Raw genomic sequence first — 4631 nt, 5'->3', positions numbered from 1 at the left:
CCCCCCCCCCCCCCCCCCGCCCCCCCCCCCCCCCCCCCCCCCCCCCCCCCCCCCCCCACCCCTCGGTTGTTCTCCTCCCTCCTCGGAAGGCTTCTCCATGCCCATCTCCACCCGGGCCAGCCGTCGGCTGGCCCCCCTCCTCGCCGGGTCGCTGGGCCTCGCGGCCCTGGCGACCGGCGTGACGCTGGCACCGGCCCACGCCGCCAGCACCGGTCTCGTGATCAGCGAGGTCTACGGCGGCGGCGGCAACTCCGGCGCCACCTACACCCACGACTTCATCGAGCTGCACAACCCCACCGACGCCGCGATCAGCGTCGACGGCATGTCGGTGCAGTACCGCTCGTCCACCGGGACGACGGCGCAGGTCACCGAGCTGAGCGGGTCGGTGCCCGCGGACGGCCACTACCTCGTGCAGCAGGCGCAGGGCTCAGGCGGCACGACCGCGCTCCCCACGCCGGACGCCGCCGGCACCATCGCCATGTCGGGCTCGAACGGCCAGGTCTACCTCGTGAACGGCACGCAGGCGCTGACCACCGCCGAGGTCCCGGGCTCCGGCGACGTCGCCGGCAGCACCGCCTTCGTCGACATGGTCGGCTTCGGCAGCGCCGCGGTCTCGTAGACCGAGCCACTCCGAGCCTCAGCAACACCACCTCGGCCGCTCGCACCTCGCCCGACGCCGACGACAACGCCGCCGAGTTCACCACCGGCGCGCCCGCCCCGCAGAACAGCGGCGGCCAGGAGCCCGAGCCGGAGCCGGAGCCCACCGAGGTCTCGATCCCCGAGATCCAGGGCAGCGGCGCCACCTCGCCGATCGACGGCGACGCCGTCATCACCACCGGTGTCGTCACCGCCGCGCCGCAGTACCTCTACGGCTTCTACCTGCAGGACCCGCAGGGCGACGACGACCCGGCCACCTCCGACGCCGTGTTCGTCTACTACCCGCAGGGCTCCGGCAGCGTCACCGTCGAGCCCGGTGACCACGTCGAGGTCACCGGCGAGGTCGACGAGTACGCCGGCCAGACCCAGGTCGTCTCCTCCGAGACCGGCACCGTCGAGCTCACCGAGCCCGCCGGCGACGTGACGGCGTACGCCGGCGAGTGGCCGGCCACCGACGCGGCCAAGGAGTCGCTCGAGGGCATGCTCTTCAGCCCCGAGGGCGACTTCACCGTCACCAACACCTACTCGACCAACCAGTACGGCGAGGTCGGCCTGGCGGTGGGCGACAAGCCGCTGACCCAGCCCACCGAGGTCGTCGACGCCCAGGACGAGGCGGCGGTGGACGCCGTCGAGGCAGACAACGACGCCCGGGCGATCACGCTCGACGACGGCTCCGGCACCGACTACACCCGCAACGGCTCGCTCACCCCGGCCTACGTCTCCAACGAGCACCCGGTGCGGGTGGGGGCGGCGGTCGAGTTCACCGAGGACGTCATCCTGACCCAGGGCGGCTCGCCGAGCGCGCCGACCTACCGCTTCCAGCCGCTGGAGTCCGTCGACGGTGAGGACTTCCCTGCGACCTCGCCGGCGACGTTCGAGAACACCCGCACCGACGCCCCCGACGCCGCCCAGGTCGCGGCCGACGGCACCCCGGACGTCACGGTGGCCTCGTTCAACGTGCTGAACTACTTCACCACGCTGGGCGACGCCGACGACGACAACGTCGGTGACGGCGGCTGCACGTCGTACAACGACCGGGACGGCGACGGCAACAACGTGCGCGGCGGCTGCGACCAGCGCGGCGCCTGGGACCCCGAGGACCTCGAGCGCCAGCAGGAGAAGATCGTCGCGGCGATCAACGCCCTCGACGCCGACGTCGTGGGTCTGATGGAGATCGAGAACTCGGCCGCGCTCGGCGAGGCCGCCGACGAGGCGACCGAGTCGCTGGTGGCGGCGCTGAACGCCGACGCCGGTGCCGGCACGTGGGCGGCCAACCCGTCCTCGAGCGAGCTGCCCGCCGCGAGCGAGCAGGACGTGATCACCAACGCGATCATCTACAAGCCGGCCGCCGTCGAGCGGGTCGGCGAGGCTCGGGCCCTGGGTGACCAGAGCGCCGGCGGACAGGCCTTCGGCAACGCCCGCGAGCCGATCGGCCAGGTCTTCGCCCCCGTGGAGGGCGGCGAGGAGTTCCTCTTCGTGGTCAACCACTTCAAGTCCAAGGGCTCCGGCACCGACGACGGCACCGGCCAGGGCAACGCCAACCCCGACCGCATCGCGCAGGCGACCGCGCTCGAGGCCTGGGTGCCGACGGTCCAGGACGAGACCGGCACCGAGGCCGTGCTGCTCGTGGGTGACTTCAACTCCTACTCGATGGAGGACCCCCTGCAGGTCCTCTACGAGGGTGGCTACACCAACGTCCAGGAGATCTCCCCGGTCGAGGAGTGGTCCTACTCCTTCAGCGGTCTCTCCGGCTCCCTGGACCACGTCCTGGCCAACGACGCAGCCCTCGAGCTGGCCACCGGCACCGACATCTGGAACATCAACTCGGGTGAGTCGGTGGCCATGGAGTACAGCCGCTTCAACTACCACGGCACCGACTTCCACGAGGCGGGCCCGTTCCGCTCCAGCGACCACGACCCGGTCGTGCTGGGCCTCGACCTGGTCGCCGACGAGCCCGAGCTGCTCGAGGCCGACATCGCCGTGAAGGTCGCCCCCAAGCGCCCGCGCGCCGACCGGCACCGCGCCACCTTCAAGATCGAGGTGAGCGCCGACGGCGCCACGCCGACCGGTGAGGTCGTCGTCGACCTGCCCGGCAAGCGGGACCTCGTCGGCGAGCTCAACGCCGCCGGCAAGGTCGTGCTGAAGATGACCAAGCCGTTCGGCAGCGCGGGGGAGAAGACCGTGGTCGTCCGCTACGCCGGTGACGAGCTGGTGGCCGCCTCCGAGGAGAGCACCACCCTCGTCGTCCGCAAGGCGAAGAAGGTCAAGAAGAACAAGTAGTACGCACGATCGGCACCCACGACCCGCCCGGGCCTCCCGGGCGGGTCGTGGTGCGTCCGGAGCACGCACGAGCAGTCAGTTTCGCACCATCGACCAGTCGCTTTTGCACCATCGACCGGTCGCTTCCACACCGGCCAGATCGTCTCGAAGAAAGTTTCGATCTGCCTGTGGAGAACGGCTTCTGACCTGGTGCTTTGTCGGTGGGCCCTGAGATACTTCATTCATGGCCACCACCGCGGCGCACCCCATCAACGGGGCGCTCGCGCGCATGCACTCGCTGCTCGACGAGCTCGCTGAGGTGCCGACCTGGTCGATGAGCCAGACCGCGACGGCGGAGGCGCTGGTCGACTTCTCGCGGCTCGAGGCGAGGGTGGTCGAGCTGAAGTCGCGGACCCTCGCCCACGCCGAGACGGTGGCGGTGGCGGAGACGAATGCGTCGCCGTCGGTGGCGGTGTGGCACTCCAACGCGACGCGGTCGACGAAGCGGGAGTCGTTCCGCCAGGTGCGTCTGGCCGAGGGTCTGGATCGGTACGACCTGGTGCGGGAGGCACTGGGTCGTGGCGAGGTGGTCGCGGAGCAGGCGTCGGTGATCTGCACGGCGTTGGACGAGCTGCCTGACGACCTCGACCCGTCGGTGTTGGAGCAGGCGGCGAAGGCGCTGGTGGCGTTCGCGGAGGTCCACGACGCGAAGGCGCTGCGGGTGCTGGGGCGCCGCATCCTCGAGGTCGTGGCACCGGAGGTGGCCGAGGCCTGGGAGGCCGAACAGCTCGAGCGCGAGGAGCGCGAGGCGGAGAAGTCGGCGGTGTTCCGGATGCGCGAGGACGGGCACGGGCGGATCAAGGGCTCGTTCACGGTGCCGCTGCTGGCCGGGCAGATGCTGGAGCGGGCGCTGCTGGCGTTCGCCGCACCGAAGCACCAGATCGCGAACCGCACCGCCGACGGTGCGGACGAACAGGGTGAGCACGAGGAGCAGGCGCCGGTGCCGGTACGCCGCCCCACGGCGCAGCGGTTGGGTGCGGCGTTCGTCGAGCTCGTCGAACGCCTCGACCCCCATGAGCTGCCGAAGGCCGGCGGTGTGAACGCCACGGTGGTGGTGACGATGACCCTCGACTCGCTCAAGGACGGCCTGGTGGCCGCCACCCTCGACACCGGTGACCGGATCAGTGCCGCCACCGCACGCCGCCTGGCGTGCGAGGCCGGCGTCGTCCCGGTCGTGCTGGGCGGGAAGAGTCAGCCGCTCGACGTGGGTCGTGCGAAGCGGTACTTCACCCCGGGTCAGCGGGTCGCGATGGGCATCCGTGACGGCGGTTGCACCGCACGGGGCTGTGACGCCCCGCCAGCGATGTGCCACGCCCACCACGACGACCCCTGGTCCTGCCACGGCCACACCGACCTCGCCCGGGGGCGGCTGTTGTGTCCCTTCCACCACCGCCGGATCCATGACCCGGAGTACGAGAGCGACGTCGGCGCCAACAACCAGGTCACCTTCCACCGACGAACCTAGGAGCACTTCGCTCCCGGCGCCGTTGGTCGAGCAGAGAGGAGCGCCAGCGACGAGCGACGCCGAGACCCCGTGAGGTGCCCGCCCACCGCAACCACTCGCCGTACGCCATGGAGTCACCGGGTTTCGAGCAACCCAGCGGCCAACCCCGGGCCGCGCCATGGCGCGGGGAATTCGACACATCGGTCACTCC

The 4631-nt window shown here is 71.3% G+C and carries 3 protein-coding genes; all 3 read left to right on the top strand.

Annotated features, from left to right (window positions below):
• Positions 1-97 precede the first annotated feature (97 nt).
• Positions 98-619 carry a lamin tail domain-containing protein gene (locus ABKW28_RS22505; RefSeq protein WP_348613481.1) on the top strand — a complete coding sequence of 174 codons (522 nt, stop codon included), beginning with the start codon at positions 98-100 and terminating at the stop codon, positions 617-619.
• Between the two features lie 155 nt (positions 620-774).
• Positions 775-2937: an ExeM/NucH family extracellular endonuclease gene (locus ABKW28_RS22500; RefSeq protein ID WP_348613479.1), complete on the top strand. Its 2163-nt coding sequence runs from the start codon at positions 775-777 to the stop codon at positions 2935-2937.
• Between the two features lie 223 nt (positions 2938-3160).
• The gene (locus tag ABKW28_RS22495) at positions 3161-4441 is read left to right on the top strand and encodes a DUF222 domain-containing protein (RefSeq protein WP_348613477.1); all 1281 of its coding nucleotides are present in this window, start codon (positions 3161-3163) and stop codon (positions 4439-4441) included.
• The last annotated feature ends 190 nt before the right edge of the window (positions 4442-4631 follow it).

It is taken from the genome of Nocardioides sp. 31GB23 (genome assembly GCF_040012395.1).
In the GTDB taxonomy this organism is placed as follows: Bacteria; Actinomycetota; Actinomycetes; order Propionibacteriales; family Nocardioidaceae; genus Nocardioides; species Nocardioides salarius.
The sequence above is the reverse complement of the archived record's forward strand: the minus strand, read 5'-3'. Positions and strand labels throughout refer to the sequence as shown.

What these genes read in the sequence shown, in the direction of transcription:
- ABKW28_RS22505 (WP_348613481.1), top strand. Translation starts at nt 98, where the DNA reads ATGCCCATCTCCACCCGGGCCAGCCGTCGGCTGGCCCCCCTCCTCGCC.
- ABKW28_RS22495 (WP_348613477.1), top strand. Translation starts at nt 3,161, where the DNA reads ATGGCCACCACCGCGGCGCACCCCATCAACGGGGCGCTCGCGCGCATG.